Origin of the sequence: Flexivirga meconopsidis (genome assembly GCF_026162425.1) — a bacterium.
Taxonomy (GTDB): Bacteria; Actinomycetota; Actinomycetes; order Actinomycetales; family Dermatophilaceae; genus Flexivirga; species Flexivirga meconopsidis.
In genome coordinates, this window is sequence record NZ_JAOBQJ010000001.1 from 724,233 (window position 1) to 738,260 (window position 14,028).

15 protein-coding genes are annotated in these 14,028 nt (G+C 68.7%); 10 read left to right on the forward strand and 5 right to left on the reverse strand.

Translation table 11 applies throughout. From position 1 onward, the window contains the following. Window positions 1-40 precede the first annotated feature (40 nt). Complete coding sequence (locus N2M23_RS03530) at window positions 41-955, forward strand: DUF8017 domain-containing protein (RefSeq protein WP_265443321.1); 915 nt, start codon at window positions 41-43, stop codon at window positions 953-955. On the opposite strand, the gene N2M23_RS03535 is transcribed toward N2M23_RS03530, so the two are convergent. Further along, window positions 948-1,895 (reverse strand): SAM-dependent methyltransferase, encoded by a 948-nt coding sequence (locus N2M23_RS03535; protein WP_265443323.1) that lies wholly within the window; start codon window positions 1,893-1,895, stop codon window positions 948-950. The genes N2M23_RS03530 and N2M23_RS03535 overlap by 8 nt on opposite strands. 43 nt (window positions 1,896-1,938) lie before the next feature. Between N2M23_RS03535 and N2M23_RS03540 the strand changes: the two genes are divergently transcribed. The 7 genes from N2M23_RS03540 to N2M23_RS03570 all read left to right on the forward strand — a co-directional run bounded on the left by N2M23_RS03540 (window position 1,939) and on the right by N2M23_RS03570 (window position 7,591). Continuing rightward, window positions 1,939-2,904 (forward strand): alpha/beta hydrolase, encoded by a 966-nt coding sequence (locus N2M23_RS03540; protein WP_265443325.1) that lies wholly within the window; start codon window positions 1,939-1,941, stop codon window positions 2,902-2,904. Window positions 2,905-3,010: 106 nt separating this feature from the next. Continuing rightward, window positions 3,011-3,910 carry a Rossmann-like and DUF2520 domain-containing protein gene (locus N2M23_RS03545; protein ID WP_265443328.1) on the forward strand — a complete coding sequence of 300 codons (900 nt, stop codon included), beginning with the start codon at window positions 3,011-3,013 and terminating at the stop codon, window positions 3,908-3,910. Further along, complete coding sequence (gene panC / locus N2M23_RS03550) at window positions 3,907-4,767, forward strand: pantoate--beta-alanine ligase (protein ID WP_265443330.1); 861 nt, start codon at window positions 3,907-3,909, stop codon at window positions 4,765-4,767. Before N2M23_RS03545 ends, panC begins: the two co-directional genes overlap by 4 nt. A gap of 66 nt (window positions 4,768-4,833) precedes the next feature. Next, on the forward strand, window positions 4,834-6,369 hold the full coding sequence (locus N2M23_RS03555) for an AlkA N-terminal domain-containing protein (protein ID WP_265443332.1): 1,536 nt from the start codon (window positions 4,834-4,836) through the stop codon (window positions 6,367-6,369). Further along, a complete protein-coding gene (locus N2M23_RS03560) occupies window positions 6,366-6,863 on the forward strand; it encodes a methylated-DNA--[protein]-cysteine S-methyltransferase (RefSeq protein WP_265443334.1) in 498 nt (165 codons plus the stop codon). The genes N2M23_RS03555 and N2M23_RS03560 overlap by 4 nt, the downstream gene beginning before the upstream one ends. A 76-nt stretch (window positions 6,864-6,939) precedes the next feature. Continuing rightward, entirely contained in the window at window positions 6,940-7,122 is a 183-nt protein-coding gene (locus tag N2M23_RS03565) for a hypothetical protein (RefSeq protein ID WP_265443336.1), read from the forward strand. A 142-nt stretch (window positions 7,123-7,264) separates the two neighbouring features. After that, window positions 7,265-7,591: a histone-like nucleoid-structuring protein Lsr2 gene (locus tag N2M23_RS03570; protein ID WP_265443338.1), complete on the forward strand. Its 327-nt coding sequence runs from the start codon at window positions 7,265-7,267 to the stop codon at window positions 7,589-7,591. Between the two features lie 85 nt (window positions 7,592-7,676). Here the strand turns inward: N2M23_RS03570 and ligD (N2M23_RS03575) are convergent, their stop codons facing one another. Further along, window positions 7,677-8,585: a non-homologous end-joining DNA ligase gene (ligD, locus tag N2M23_RS03575; protein WP_265443340.1), complete on the reverse strand. Its 909-nt coding sequence runs from the start codon at window positions 8,583-8,585 to the stop codon at window positions 7,677-7,679. Further along, window positions 8,578-9,525, reverse strand: coding sequence for a non-homologous end-joining DNA ligase (gene ligD / locus N2M23_RS03580; protein ID WP_265443886.1), 948 nt, complete (start codon window positions 9,523-9,525; stop codon window positions 8,578-8,580). The genes ligD (N2M23_RS03575) and ligD (N2M23_RS03580) overlap by 8 nt, the downstream gene beginning before the upstream one ends. Before the next feature lie 58 nt (window positions 9,526-9,583). On the opposite strand from ligD (N2M23_RS03580), the gene ku reads away from it, so the two are divergent. Continuing rightward, window positions 9,584-10,588 (forward strand): non-homologous end joining protein Ku, encoded by a 1,005-nt coding sequence (ku, locus tag N2M23_RS03585; RefSeq protein ID WP_265443342.1) that lies wholly within the window; start codon window positions 9,584-9,586, stop codon window positions 10,586-10,588. Between the two features lie 71 nt (window positions 10,589-10,659). Here the strand turns inward: ku and N2M23_RS03590 are convergent, their stop codons facing one another. Further along, on the reverse strand, window positions 10,660-12,180 hold the full coding sequence (locus N2M23_RS03590) for a tyrosine-protein kinase domain-containing protein (RefSeq protein WP_265443344.1): 1,521 nt from the start codon (window positions 12,178-12,180) through the stop codon (window positions 10,660-10,662). A gap of 184 nt (window positions 12,181-12,364) precedes the next feature. Between N2M23_RS03590 and N2M23_RS03595 the strand changes: the two genes are divergently transcribed. Further along, window positions 12,365-12,892, forward strand: coding sequence for an arsenate reductase/protein-tyrosine-phosphatase family protein (locus tag N2M23_RS03595; protein WP_265443346.1), 528 nt, complete (start codon window positions 12,365-12,367; stop codon window positions 12,890-12,892). Here N2M23_RS03595 and N2M23_RS03600 read toward each other — a convergent pair. Further along, window positions 12,870-14,021, reverse strand: a complete 1,152-nt coding sequence (locus N2M23_RS03600) for a hypothetical protein (RefSeq protein WP_265443348.1) — start codon at window positions 14,019-14,021, stop codon at window positions 12,870-12,872. The genes N2M23_RS03595 and N2M23_RS03600 overlap by 23 nt on opposite strands. Window positions 14,022-14,028 lie beyond the last annotated feature (7 nt).

A 14,028-nucleotide genomic window follows, 5' to 3' on the forward strand; every position in this document is an offset into this window, starting at 1 on the left:
GGGTGATCGCAAGCCGCAGGAAATCCGAGGGGATTGTTAGATGAGTGACGAACAGGGCGGATTCGGCCTGTCGGGTGATCAGCCGACCGGCCCCAACACCGGCCCGACGATGTCCAACCCGCAGGATTCGTACTACAACCGCTACTCCCAGAGCTCGGGCGAGGGGGTCACCACCCCGCAGCCGCAGAAGCCCGGTGGTCGCGGCAAGCTGCTCATCGGCCTGGCCACCGTGCTCGCGGTCATCGTCGCGGGTGTGGCGATCTTCGCCTTCACCCGTGGTGGCGGTTCGGACACGGCGGCAGCTTCCAAATCCGCCTCGGTCGACAACGCACCGGTCACCGCGACGACCTGGACCAACCCGACCAAGGCGGCCGGCGGCCGTGCACTGCAGCCGGGCTGGCAGTCGCAGACCGCCAGCACCTACGCCAACGGGCAGTTCGACGTGCCGACGCAGGACTGGAAGCTCAAAGAGGCGTCGTACGTCTTTGGGTTCGCCAACCCGAAGGACTACAAGGACATGATCACCGCCGCCGCCCCCGCCATGTATGGCGTCGGCTTCTGCTCGGCAAAGAAGGACCAGGAGTCGGCATGGGTCGGCCTGCGCAACGTCGGCAAGCGGGACCCGTCCGATGCCGGTCCCGAGATCGCACAGAAATTCGCCGATCTGATCGCGATGAAAAAGGACGGCAGCAAGGCACCCCAGGGCAAAATCTCCGCAGGCAAGCAGATCAAGGTCAACCAGGGGACGCTGCCCGCGCTGGAATACACGATCACCACCGAGATCGGTGACCCCAACGACTGCGGCAAGGGCAAGAAGTACGAGATCCGCACGGTGACCTATTCGACTGCCGGTGAGTCCGCGCAGTTGGTGACGCTGCGCCTGCTCGGGGTGAGCAAGGAGTTGCCCGCGGCCGACCTCGACAAGATCATCGCCACCTTCCGTCCGGCTAGCTGATCGTCGTCAGCGCCCACCAGAAGTCGCCGAGACCACCGCGTGCGGTCAACTGACCGTAGGCCGATCGCTGGGCGAGCTGCCGCAGGTATGCCGGGGGATCGCTGCTCGCCAGGGTGATCGCCGGGCGTGGCGGTTCAAGATCGAGCTCCGCGAACAGATCTCGTTGGCAGACAAGGCGATCCGCGCCAAGGCTGTCCATCGCGACATGCGCGGTCACGTCCGTCGAGCCGTCCGGTCGTGGCGCTTGCTGCCGGCCGTCACGGAAGCCGGTAAGGCTGCCGTGCCGTGGTCGATCGTCGTGCAGGTGCCCGTAGTCGACGAGGATCAGCAGGCCGCTCGCCATCCGGCTGCGCAGGTCGGCGACGGCCAGGTCGCGGGTGCGGCCGACTTCGGCGCGCTCCCCGGCAGCACTCGGTGCCGGCCAATGACGTTGCAGCCATTCGGTATTCGCGGGGTCGAGTGCGTTGCCGAGTCGTTCCGTGCCGTTATCGTCGACCTCGACCCGGCGCCATCGGACACCGTCGAACTCGGCGATCTCGCAGGGCACGACGTCGAGCCATTCGTGGGCGATGACGAGCGTTTTTGACAATCCGGCGAGTGCACTCGGCAACGTGGCGCCGCCGGGGGAACGCAGCCAGTCGATCGACGCGGGCAGATCAGCGGGACGGTCGACCACGTCAACGCCGATGAGCGTGCGTGCCGTCCCTCGGTGGGCCAGTTCGGTGAGCAACTCTCCGCGGCCGGCTGCGAAGTCGACGACCGCCCGGCAGCCGTGCGCATCGGCGAGCGAGTCGACCGCGGCCGCGAGGAGTGCTCCTCCGCCCGGGATGCCCTGCGCCGATGTCGCGAAATGCCCTGCCGGACCGGCCGGTTGGCGATAGAGTCCGGCATCGCCATACAGGCTGTCCTGCCACGCCTCGCTCCACGGCCGCCAACACACGCCGTTCAGCGTAGGGCTGGCGACCCGACCGGAGGTGATGGGTGTGCGTGTCCCGATGGACCCGGCGCTGCAGCGGATCGTCGACGCACGGCCATCCCCCGGGGCAGACGCGGCCACCCCGACGGTCGAGGAGGTGCGCGGCAACTATCGCCAGGAGGTTGAGGAGTTCACCCCCGAGCGCACCCGGCAGGCGGCCGACCGCGAGGACCGGGAGTTGTCCAGTCGCGACGGCGTGAGCATCCCGATCCGGATCTATCGACCGGCGACCGGAGATGCAACGCGGTTGCCGACAGTGCTGTGGATCCATGGCGGCGGATGGGTGAGCGGCAACCTGGACACCACCGACCCTGCGGCTCGCGAACTCGCGGCGGCCGGCACGGTTGTGGTGGCTGTCGACTACCGGCGTGCCCCGGAGCACCCCTTTCCAGCAGCGGTCGACGACTGCCTCGACGCGATGAACTGGATCTTCGACCACATCGGCGAGTTGGGTGCCGACCGCCGCGCGGTGGGCGTCGCCGGTGACAGTGCCGGCGGCAACCTGGCGGCGGTGGTGGCCCAACAACCGCAATGGCGCGGCGGACCTCTGACTGCACAGTTGCTCGCCTACCCCGTGATGGACGCCCGCACCGACGTCGGTCCCTACCCCTCGCGCACGCGACACGACGAGCAACCGTTCTTCAACCTGCCGGCGCTCGCACTGTCTTCGGCGCTCTACCTCGGCAAAGGCGGCAACGTCGAGGACCCCCTCGCATCACCGATTCTCGCGCCCGACCTGCCCGACGTCGCTCCTGCGGTCATTGTCAGCGTCGGGCACGACCCGTTGCAGGATGAGGACTTCGACTACGTGCGCCGCCTGTCGGGTGCGGGCGTCGCGGTCGTTCACCGCGACGACCCAAGCCTCGCGCACGGGGTGATCGACCTCATGGGTTCGGTGCCCGCCGCCCGCGAGCTGTTCGACCGGGCGATCGCCGACTTCCTCGACCTGCTGCACCGTTTCGATCGCGACTGACCCACTTCTTGTCGTATGACGGTGCGAGCGGGGTGCCAGGGCGCCGTTGGCGCCTGGGCACTACCGTCGTGCGGGTGATTTGTCAGGTCCCGGCAGCGATGTGCCGATGAGCGATCTCACACGCCCGACCCTGCGCGTCGGGGTGGTGGGTGCCGGCCGGGTCGGTGCCGTGCTCGGTGCCGCGCTGCGGGCGGCCGGGCACGAGGTCGTCGCGGTCAGTGCGGTCAGTGACGCCTCTCGGGAGCGTGCGGAGACGCTGTTGCCCGGTGTTCCCGTGCGCGACGTGCCGGAGGTTGTGGCCGCGGCAGACGTCATCCTGCTTGCGGTGCCCGACGACGCCATCGGACCGCTCGTCACCGGCCTCGACGCGAGGGGCGCCTGGGAGGGTGGCCGACTCGTCATACACACCAGTGGTTTTCACGGTCTCGAGCCACTGCAACCGGTCGTCGACGCCGGGGGAGACGCTGTCGTGCTGCACCCGGTGATGACGTTCACCGGGACCGAGCGCGACCTGCCTCGCATCGTCGGCACTCCGATCGCGGTCACCGCGTCGATGGGCTCCGACCTGGTCGCCGACGCGCTCGCCCTCGACCTCGGTGGCGACCCGTTCCGGCTCGCCGACTCCGACCGGCCGCTCTACCACGCAGCGTTGTCGCACGGTGCGAATCACCTCACGACCCTGGTGTCGCAGGCGCAGCAACTGCTGCGGCAGGTGGGCGTCGAGGACCCGTCTCGGTTGCTGCGGCCGCTGCTGGAAGCGGCGCTGGACAACACGCTCGAGCGCGGCGACAAGGCCCTCACCGGCCCGATCGTGCGCGGCGATGTCGGCACTGTGGCGGCCCATCTGGACGCCATCGAAGGTCAACCGCGCGACGTCCGGCTCGCCTACCGTGCAATGGCGACCGCGACCACACTGCGCGCCGGCGATCGCCATGCCCTGCCGGCCGAAACTCTCGATCCATTGCTCAGCCTGCTCGACCCCACGGAAGAGGAACGCCCATCGTGACCGCACAACCGGTGCTCGTGCACACCCGCGAAGATCTGCGACCCGCCCGGGACCAGTTGGGCGGCACGGTCGCCGTCGTGATGACCATGGGTGCGCTGCACGAGGGTCACGCCGAGCTGATCCGTCAGGCCAAGAAACACGCCGATCATGTCGCGGTGACCATCTTCCTCAACCCGTTGCAATTCGCCCACGGCGAAGACCTCTCGCGCTATCCGCGGACACTCGACGATGACGTGAAAATCTGTGCGCGCGAAGGCGTTTCGTTGATTTTCGCGCCCACCCCGGACGTCGTCTATCCAGACGGGGAGCCGGGTGTGCGAATTTCCGCCGGCAAACTCGGCGATGTCCTCGAAGGCGCATCCCGCCCGGGCCACTTCGACGGTGTGCTCACTGTCGTCGCCAAACTGCTGCACCTGATGCGACCGGACAGTGCGCTCTTCGGGCAGAAGGATGCCCAGCAGCTCCTCCTGATCCGGCGTATGACGAAAGACCTCGACTTCCCGGTCGACATCGTCGCGGTGCCGACGGTCCGAGAGGCTGACGGCCTGGCGTTGAGCTCGCGCAATACCTACCTCAGTGACGCCGATCGCGAAGTGGCACAGAGCCTTTCGCGTGCGCTGCACGCGGGTGAGGCGATGTCCCTACATGGTCCGGCGGCCGTGCGTCGAGCGGCCCGAGATGTTCTGGTCCGCGAGCCGTTGGCGCTCGTCGACTACCTGGTGCTGGTGCACCCGGACACTCTCGAAGAGGTGCCCGAGTGGTACCGCGGACCCGCCCTGCTCGCCGTCGCGGCCAAGGTCGGCACGACCCGGCTGATCGACAACCTGCCGCTGCAGATCGGCCCCGAACCCGCCTGACTGGCAGAAAATCGCCATGTCGTATTTCTGCTAGTCATTGTCGGTGCGCGGGCGCAGACTGGACGCATGCTCACCGATCGAGAGACCTGTCTGACCGCGGTCCGGTCACGCGATGCGCGGTTCGACGGCTGGTTCGTGACGGGCGTGCGGACCACTGGCATCTACTGCCGGCCCAGTTGCCCAGCGACGCCGCCGAAGGCGCGCAACATCACCTTCTACCCGAGCGCCGCCGCGGCCCAGGCGCAGGGTTTCCGCGCCTGCAAGCGATGCCGCCCGGACACCAGCCCCGGCTCCCCGGAGTGGAACGTCCGAGCGGACCTGGTCGCCCGTGCGATGCGGCTGATCGCCGACGGGGTCATCGACCGGGAGGGGGTGCCCGGCCTGTCGAGGCGGCTCGGCTACAGCGTTCGTCAGATCGAGCGCCAGGTGCGGGCCGAACTCGGCGCTTCCCCGCTCGCGCTGGCTCGCGCCCAGCGCGCGCAGACCGCCCGGGTGCTCATCGAGACGACCGCACTCCCACTGACCGAGGTTGCGCACGCTGCTGGCTTCGGCAGCATCCGGTCGTTCAACGACACGGTGCGCGAGGTGTTCGCGTTGAGCCCGCGCGAGTTGCGGGCACGCACCTCTGCCGGCGCCGTCGGTGCGCGTGAGACTCCGGAGGCGTGGCACTTCCTCACTGTGCGCCTGCCGCACCGCACCCCGCTTTGCCCCGACAACCTCTTCGGTCATCTCGCGGCCACTGCCGTGCCGGGTGTCGAGGAATGGCGTGACGGCGCATACCGGCGCACTCTCGACTTACCGCACGGCCCGGCGATCGCAGCACTGCAGCCCGCCCGCGACCACATCCGTGCGGCGCTCTGGCTGAGTGACCTGCGCGACCTGACCGTCGCGATCAGCCGCTGCCGCTGGTTGCTCGACCTCGACGCCGACCCCGCTGCGATCGACGCGCATCTCGGCAGCGATCCCCGACTGCGTCCACTGGTCGGCGCGGCGCCCGGGCGACGGGTGCCCCGCACAGTCGACGGTCCAGAGCTTGCGGCGAGACTGGTTCTGGGACAACAGATTTCGACCAAGGCAGCGCGCACGCACGCGGCGCGGCTCGCCACGGCATACGGGCAACCGGTGGACGATCCGGGCGGCGGACTCACCCACGTCTTCCCGCGACCGGACGCCCTCGCCGTCGCCACTGACGACACTCTCGCCATGCCGGAGCGGCGCCGGCTGACCCTGCGCGGCCTGGCGAGCGCACTCGCCGCGGGCGACATCGACCTCTCGCCCGGAGCCGACTGGGACCGCGCGCGCGAGCAGCTCGCCGCGTTGCCCGGCATCGGTGCCTGGACCGTCGAGGGCGTTGCGATGCGGGCGCTCGGCGATCCGGACGCCTTCCCGGCAAGCGACCTCGGGCTGCGCCAGGGGATGGCTGCCGTGGGTCTGCCCGACACCGGATCGGCGGCCATCGACGCGTCGACGGCATGGCGGCCCTGGCGAGCCTATGCCGTGCAACATCTCTGGGCGACCGGTGACCACGAGATCAACCGCTTTCCCGGCGACCCGGCCGTCGCCGGCGAGCAGACCACCACGACCATCAGGAGCGCATCATGAACACCCGCCACCTCATCACCGAGCCCACCCCGATCGGCCCGCTCACGCTGGTCGCCGAGGACGACAGCCTCGTCGGGGTCTACATGGCCAGTCACCGGCACCAGCCGGACGTCGACAATTTCGGAGCGCTGGTCGAGTCCGACGCATTGCTCGACGAAGTCCGCCGCCAACTGGACGAATACTTCGCCGGCGACCGCAAGGCATTCGACCTGCCGCTGCGCGCGCACGGCACGCAGTTCCAACAAGTCGTCTGGCAGGCGCTGCGTGAAATTCCCTACGGCGAGACGTGGAGTTACGGGCAACTCGCCGCGCACATCGGCCGCCCGACCTCGAGCCGTGCGGTGGGGCTGGCCAATGGCCGCAACCCGATCTCGATCGTCGTCCCGTGCCACCGGGTGATCGGCGCGGGCGGCAGCATGACCGGCTACGGCGGCGGCATCGAACGCAAGCAATGGTTACTCGGACTGGAACGCGCCGAACCCGCGCTGTTCTAAGGCCCGAGGTGCGCACCTTCCCGGTGACGGTCGCTGGCCCGGTGCGCGGTAGGGGAGCCCGGGGCGCAGGCTTACCATGTATGCCGTGTGGCCCTACATCCAGACTCTTCTGCCGTCCATCGGGCTGCTCTATCTGCTCTACGTGATTCTCAAGCACATGATGGAGGGCGACCGGCGCGAGCGAATTGCGCACGCCCAGTGGGAGCAGGAGCAGGAAGAGCTCGCCCGTAAGAAACAGCAAGGCAGCTCGCATTCCTGAAGCTGAGCATTTCCTGGCAACCTGACGCTCGCCAGGACTCGACGCGCCGCCAAAATGGATTAACCGTTGCGCGGCAACCCACGCGACTTGTGTTAGCTTTTCGGCGTAAAGATATTCCGCACGCCTGCTTGAAGGAGAGCTAATGGCACAGCGCGTCCAGATCCTTCTCGAGGACGACATCGATGGCTCGGAGGCTTCCGAGACCGTTCTTTTCGGCCTCGATGGGAAGTCTTACGAGATCGACCTTTCCGCCGCAAACGCCGCTCGGCTGCGCGACGACCTGGCGAAATGGACCGGCCACGGCCGGCAGGTGAAGGGCCGCGCCCGCGCAGGCGCCGCCAAGTCCACCACCGGCCGCAGTGACCTGAACAAGGTCCGTGAATGGGGCCGCGACAACGGGTTCAAGGTCAGCGACCGGGGTCGTGTCTCCGCCGAGCTGCAGGCGGCTTACGCGAAGGCGAATGGCTGAAACCTGTCATGAATAACGCCGAACGGGCGTTCTCCGAGCAGATCGGAGAACGCCCGTTCGGCGTCCCGGCCCGCTGCAATCGTGCTCAAAAGACCAGTTGGGCGGCGAATAGGTCACCATCGCTGGCAAGCCGTTCGAGCACTTCCTCGAAAGTCAGTTGTCGCAGCCACCCGGCCTCCTGTGCGCCTCGTTCGATTTCGTCCCAGGTGCGTGGGGCAGCGACCAACGGTCGCTCCCGGCCGCGCAGCGAATACGGCGCAATCGTCGTCTTGGCCGCGGTGTTCTGCGACCAATCGAGCAAGACCTTCCCTGGCCGCATCGATTTGGTCATCTTCCAGACCACCAAGTCCGGATGTTCCCGGGTCAATTGCTGGGCGAGTTGCTGGGCCCATTCCCGGACTTCTTCACTGGTGCGGCCGCCGTCCAGCGCGGCGTAGACCTGCATTCCTTTGCTGCCCGAAGTGACCGGCGCACACCCCGTCATACCGGCCTCCTGCATCCGGTCGCGCACGAGCAGCGCGAGCCGTGCGCACTCGTCCAGGCCGGCCGGCGCGCCCGGGTCGAGGTCGATCACCAGCCGATCGGGCAACCCCGGTAGGCCGTCCTCGAGCCGCCACTGCGGCACGTGGAACTCCAGGGCTGCGAGGTTGGCCAGGTAGGTCAGGGCGGCCAGGTCTTCGACCAGTGGGTAAGTGACGCTGTCACCGCCGCCGCGGGAGCCGCTCGATGGCAGCGTCACCCGGTCCAGCCAGGATGGCGCGCCGGGCGGCAGATTCTTCTCGAAGAACGACAGGTCGGCCACGCCGTGCGGCCAACGGATGCGGGTCACCGGCCGCCCGGCGAGCACCGCGAGCAGGGGGCCGGCGACCTGGCTGTAGTAGTGCAGCACCTCGCCCTTGGTGGTCTCGGTCGCCGGGTAGAGCACCTTGGACAGGTTGCTCAGCTTCAGCCGGCGGCCGGAGACCTCGACGGTGATCTGTTCGGACTCAGCCATCGGTCACCTCGGTGCGCACCAGATCGGCCACGGTCAGGTCGTGGCGTATGCCGCGCCAGGTCGGCTGGCGAAGCTGCCCTCCCTCGGTAACTCCCAGGAACTCCACGTCGGTCACCAACTCGGGCCGCACCCACTGCACGCCACCGGGTACGTCGGGCGGAAGTCCCTCTGCGAACGGCGAATTCGCCACCGCGAGCGCCTCCAGACTGGCCCGTAGTGACTCACCGGTCGTACCGGCGAGGCCCGACCCGACGCGCCCCCGGTAGAGCAGCGGACCGTCGGGGGTCGGTGTCGCCAGCAGCACCGCCCCGAGTCGCCGGTCGTTCTCCCGCTCCGGCAACCAGCCGGCGATCACGAACGAATCTGCTTTGCGGTGAACGGTTTTGCGCCAGTCGAGGCTTCGCCTGCCCGGCTGGTATGGCGATGCCAGCCGCTTGGACACCACTCCTTCGATGCCCTGGTCGGCGGTCGCCGCGAGCAGTTGGGTGCCGTCCTCGAAGACCGGGGGAGTCTGCACGTAGCGCGAGTTCAGGTCCAGCCCCTCGAGCAGTTGACGGCGTTGCCGCAATGGCAGGCCGATCGTCGGGGTGTTCATCGCCTGCAGCACGTCGAACATCATGAGGGTGACCGGTGACTGGCCGGCGAGGCGAGCCGCCGTCGCAGCGTCGGCGACGTTGAAGCGTTCGGCGAGCGCGGCGAACGACGGCCGCCCGTCGCGCAACACGACGACCTCGGCGTCGAGGAGCAGATCGTCATACCCGGTCAATCCCGCAGCGGGCCTGGCCAACTCGGGAAAGGCGACCGTCACCTCACGCTCGGTGCGGGAGAACAACCGCAGGACGTCGCCCCGCACCTGCACGAGCAGCCGCATGCCGTCCCACTTCACCTCGTGGATCCAGGCGTCGCCGGCCGGCACCGCGTCGGCCGCGGTCGCGAGCATCGGTCGCACCGGTCACCTGCTCCTTTGCAGATCCAACTTCATGAGGCAATCTTGCCTGGTGCGCGCAATCTGGAAGGGTGCCGTGTCGTTCGGGCTGGTGAATGTCCCGGTCCGGCTCTATTCGGCGACCGAGAACCACGACGTGCAGTTCCGCCAGGTGCACCGGGAGGACGGTGGCCGGATCAAGTATCAGCGGGTCTGCTCGATCGACGGCGAGCAGGTGTCGTATGACGACATCGCCAAGGGCTTCGAGACCGACGACGGGCAGATGGTCGTGCTCAGCGACGAGGATCTCGCTGACCTGCCGATCAGCACCAGCAAGGAGATCGCGGTCGACAAGTTCGTGCCGAGCGACCAGATCGACCCGCTCTACCTCGACAAGTGCTACTACCTGGAGCCCGACAAGGGCGCGGTCAAGCCGTACATGCTGTTGCGCGAGGCGCTGGAATCCACCGACCGGGTCGCGCTGGTGACCGTCGCGCTGCGCACCCGCACCACCGTTGCGGTGCTCCGGGTGCGCGGCGAGGTGATCGTGTTGCAGACGCTGCTCTGGCCGGACGAGGTGCGCGCCGCCGAGTTCGGGGTGCTGGACGACGCCGCCGGCGACGACGCGAAACCGGCCGAGCTCGCGATGGCGCACATGCTGGTGGAGTCGTTGTCCGGCGACTACGACCCGTCCGAGTACACCGACGACTACGAGGAAGCGGTCAAGGCGGTGGTGAAGGCCAAGCTCGAGGGCGGCGAGGTCACCACGCCGGAGGAGCCGGAGGACGAGGGCGGCGAGGTGCTGGATCTGCTCGCCGCGCTGCAGCAGAGCGTTGCCCGGGCCAAGGCGGCCCGTGGCGAGCCCACCGACCAGCCGGCCGGCGCCGCCGCGCCGGAGAAGGCCACCGACGGGCCTGCGTCGAAGAAGGCCGCCACCAAGAGCGCGACCAAGAAACCTGCCGCCAAGAAACCGGCGAAGAAGGCCGCCGCCACCAAGAGCGCGGCCAAGAAGACCGCCGCGAAGAAACCGGCGAAGAAGAGCGCTGCCAAGAAGGGCGCGGCCAAGAAATCCGCGTAGGCCTCGGCAGTTAGCCAAGAACCCGCCGCCCGATGGGCGGCGGGTTCTGCTCGCAGACGGTCGGTCCGGTCTCAGCGGGCGCGTTCGCGCCGACGCGAGGCGCGCGGGCGTTCGCTCGCCTTCCCGTTGAGCTTGCCGCCGGTGACCGGTTCGGCCGCCGACTCGACGGTCTGGTCTCCGGTCGTTGCGGAGGTGTCCTTCGACGGCGACTCCCCGTAGTACTTCTCGCCCGCGTACGTGCCGTAGGCGCCGTAGCCGTACTGCGAGTCGCCATACATGATCCGGTTGATGCGCTTGGTGTTGACCCGGTTGAGCACGCCGCCGAGCACTCGGCCGCCGACGGCGTTCAGATTGTGCGCGGCGCGCTGCAGGTGCTCCGCGCGGGTGTCGGACGCGGCGACCACGACCACGGCACCGTCGGCGCTTGCCGACAGCAGCGCGGCGTCGGTCACCGGCAGCAGCGGCGGCGCGTCCAGGATCACGCGGTGGGTCTCGGTGAGCTTCTCGATCAGCTGGTGCATGCGCTGCGAGCCGAGCAACTCGCTGGGGTTCGGCGGGATCTGGCCGGCGGTCAGCACGTAGAGGCCGGCCTTGGCGGTCGGCTGCAGGGCGTCGCTCAGGGTGGCGGTACCGGCCAGCACCTGGGTGAGACCGACCGAGGAGTCCAGGTCGTAGATGCCCGCCACGGTCGGCCGGCGCAGGTCGGCGTCGATCAGCACGACCTGGTCGCCGGAGTCGGCCAGCACCCACGCCAGGGACGATGCAACCGTCGACTTACCTTCACCCATCCGCGCGCTGGTGATCACGATGCTGCGCGGGTCGTGGTCGACGTCGACGAACCGCAGGTTGGTGCGCAGCTGACGCAGCGCCTCCCGGGTCTGGAAGTCCTTCTCGTCACCGAGCGAACGGTCCGCGGCGGCCAGGGTGCGGTTGCCCGGGATGACACCGAGCACGCTCGCGCCGAGGTTTTCCTCGACGTCGTCGGTGGACCGGATGCGGGTGTCACGCCGGTGCTGGATGAGCGCCAGCAGGTAGCCGACCACGAGGCCCGCGAGCAGGCCGATCGGCAGGATGCGGGCCGGCTTGGGGTATGACGGGGACTGCGGCAGCGCGGCACTCGAGGTGTTCTTGATCGCGACGCCGGTGTTGGGGTCGGTCTTTTGGACGTAGGTGGTGAGGACGTCGACCACCGAGTTGGCGATCGCCTTGGCCTGCGAGGCGTTGGTGGCCGTTGCGTTGATCGTGATGATCGGCTTGTCCTGCGGCACCGTCGCGCTGATCTTCGCGGCGAGCTCGCTGTTGGTCATCTTCAGCTTTTCCTTGCTGATGACCTGCGAGGTGACCTGCTGGCTGGTGGCCAGGTCGGCCCAGGTCGCGGCGCGCTGCTGCGCGACCAGACCGCTGCTGTAGGCCGCACCGCTGGAGCTGTTACCGGAGGAGTTCGGGGCCGCGACCAGCGCCTGCGAGGTGGCGGTGTACTCCTTGGTGCGGGTCCAGGTGTAGGCCGCGGCCAGCGCCAGTCCGACGCACGCGCAGGCGAGCAACAGGATCCAGTACCTGCGGGTGAGCTTCCAGAGATCTTCGAGCGTCAACGTGCGTCTCCATGACCGGTCAGAGGTCCAGGATCACGGAGCGGACAACCGAACCCTGGCGCGGATGGAGGCAGCGCCGCCCCCAAACAACGTCACAAAACGCCCCGAGTATATGGCATGCGACAGTCCCGTCTGACCCGTGCGAGGATTTCCCCGCCCTGCCCCGTCGCGCCAAGGATTCTCAATGCCGACCGTGTTGTTCGTTTGCACCGGAAACATCTGCCGGTCGCCGTTCGCCGAGCGTTACGCACGCCGTCTTGCCGACAGCGCGGACCTGCAGGGCTGGAACTTCGCCAGTGCCGGCGCCGGTGCCCTGGTCGGATCGTCGATGGATCGCCAGATGGCCAAGGAATTGGTCGACCTCGGCGGCGACCCGGAGGGCTTCCGCGCGCGGTCCCTCACCCGTGACGTGATCAATGACGCGGACCTGATCGTGGCGATGGAGACGTTCCACCGGTCGGTCGTGCTCGACGACTTCCCGGCGTTGGTACGCCGCACCTTCACCCTCGGACAACTGGCCCGGATCGCACGGGACTACCCGGCGCAGGTCAAGGGGTCGGAGTTGTTGGGGCAGATCGGCGCGTTCCGGCACCGGGCCCGCGACGAGGACAACATCCGCGACCCCTACCGTCGCAGCCCGGAGGTGGCGCACGAGGTGGCGCTCGAGATCGCCGGTCTGCTCGACGAACTCATCCCGCGGCTGGGTGACTGACTTGCGGGACCACGGTCTCGAGGATGCCGTGGTCGCGCATCGCCTGGACCGCCGCACTGACCAACTCGGTCGAGTCCGGGTGGTCGCCGTGCTGGTTGACGCAGACCTGCGTCAACTCCTCCAGTGACGCTTCCTTCGCGCTATGCGACCAGATGGTCGCGCCGAGGCCGCTGAGCCGGGCGGGCGAGGAGCCGACCAGCAGCAACACCTCACCGTCGATGCCGACCGCGTCGGTGTAGGAGGCCCGCCGGACGAGGGTCTGCGGCTCCGGCTGTGACCCGTCCCGCCGGCGGTCCTCCGACACCGGCGGCGGCAGGCGGAAGTAGCGGTCCGGCAACGCGTCGGCGTCGGGCGGTGCCAGGTGCACCAGCTCGGCGGGCTCGGTCGGGCGCTGCCGCAGGGCGTCCCGCAACAGTTGCGCCGCCTGCTCGATGTCGCGGTAGCGAAGCCGCCATACCCCGCCGGTGTCGCAGGCAGCCCGCGCCAGGGTCCACAGCGGGTCCCGCATCGCCGGCAGAGCGGAGGTGTGTGGGATGAGGTCGAGCAGGCCGTCCAGCAGTGGGACCGGCTCGAGCGTCACCGTGGCGGCGTCGTCGGCCCGGTCCAGCAGCACGAAGCGGGTCGCGTGCGGGTCGGGCGGGCAGATGGGCAAGTCGAGCTCGTCCGGGCCGTGTTGCGACTTGTGTCCCGGATCGTCGGTGGCGATCACCACCGACAGCGGTTTGGGATAGGGGAGTATGTCGAGGCGGTCGCCGATCGAGACGGTCTCGTCCGTGACGTAACCGAACCCGGCCGAGCACAACCGGTGCGCGGCGGTTGTCTTGCCGGTCCCGGACGCGGCGACCAGCACCGCGACGTCGCCGGTGACCCGGTCGGCCACGCCGCACGCGTGCAACATCAGTCGGGATCCGGCCGCCTGCCGGATGCCGGCCAGGGTCAGCGCGCTGGCCAGCGAGTAGTCGCGTCGGTCGGGATCGTCCTGGTTGCCGGGGCGCACCTCGTCGTCCGCGGCCGAGCCGGGAGCGGCCAGGCATCGTGACCATTGACCGCGCCAACGCTCCAGGTCGTCGTCGGTGGCGGGGACGGAGAGCACGGACCCGAGCACGCTGAGCCGCAGATCCCCTGTCATGAGCGGA

What these genes read in the sequence shown, in the direction of transcription:
- N2M23_RS03530 (WP_265443321.1), top strand. Translation starts at nt 41, where the DNA reads ATGAGTGACGAACAGGGCGGATTCGGCCTGTCGGGTGATCAGCCGACC.
- N2M23_RS03545 (WP_265443328.1), top strand. Translation starts at nt 3,011, where the DNA reads ATGAGCGATCTCACACGCCCGACCCTGCGCGTCGGGGTGGTGGGTGCC.
- N2M23_RS03555 (WP_265443332.1), top strand. Translation starts at nt 4,834, where the DNA reads ATGCTCACCGATCGAGAGACCTGTCTGACCGCGGTCCGGTCACGCGAT.
- N2M23_RS03560 (WP_265443334.1), top strand. Translation starts at nt 6,366, where the DNA reads ATGAACACCCGCCACCTCATCACCGAGCCCACCCCGATCGGCCCGCTC.
- N2M23_RS03565 (WP_265443336.1), top strand. Translation starts at nt 6,940, where the DNA reads ATGTATGCCGTGTGGCCCTACATCCAGACTCTTCTGCCGTCCATCGGG.
- N2M23_RS03570 (WP_265443338.1), top strand. Translation starts at nt 7,265, where the DNA reads ATGGCACAGCGCGTCCAGATCCTTCTCGAGGACGACATCGATGGCTCG.
- ligD (WP_265443340.1), bottom strand. Translation starts at nt 8,585, where the DNA reads ATGGCTGAGTCCGAACAGATCACCGTCGAGGTCTCCGGCCGCCGGCTG.
- ligD (WP_265443886.1), bottom strand. Translation starts at nt 9,525, where the DNA reads ATGCTCGCGACCGCGGCCGACGCGGTGCCGGCCGGCGACGCCTGGATC.
- N2M23_RS03595 (WP_265443346.1), top strand. Translation starts at nt 12,365, where the DNA reads ATGCCGACCGTGTTGTTCGTTTGCACCGGAAACATCTGCCGGTCGCCG.
- N2M23_RS03600 (WP_265443348.1), bottom strand. Translation starts at nt 14,021, where the DNA reads ATGACAGGGGATCTGCGGCTCAGCGTGCTCGGGTCCGTGCTCTCCGTC.